General features: G+C 55.9%; 1 protein-coding gene. It reads right to left on the bottom strand.

What is annotated here, in order from left to right; genetic code table 11:
- Window positions 1–272 (bottom strand): pentapeptide repeat-containing protein (locus SB659_RS19535; RefSeq protein WP_410551602.1); only part of this gene is annotated, 272 nt, incomplete at both ends.

Raw genomic sequence — 272 nt, 5'->3', positions numbered from 1 at the left:
GCATCGGTAAAGTCAGCGTCACGAAAATCTGTGCGCACAAACATACTGCCCGACATATTGGCGCGTTGAAAATTTGCTGCCTGACACACGGCCTCGCTCAGGTCGCTGTTCTCCAGTTTGGCCAGCGAGAAATTTGCCCCGTTCAGCGACGTCTGCCGCAGATTACTATGGCGAAGCGTCGCCTGGCTAAAGTCTGCACCGTTAAGGGAACTGCCGGCGGCTACTGCGCTGGCAGACCATGTTGAGCCGCTAAAGTCTGCTCCGTTTGCTTG

This window comes from Arthrobacter sp. SIMBA_036, assembly GCF_046535135.1.
GTDB lineage: Bacteria > Actinomycetota > Actinomycetes > Actinomycetales > Micrococcaceae > Arthrobacter.
Note: the sequence above shows the minus strand (reverse complement) of the source record. Positions and strands in the feature narration are given on the sequence as shown.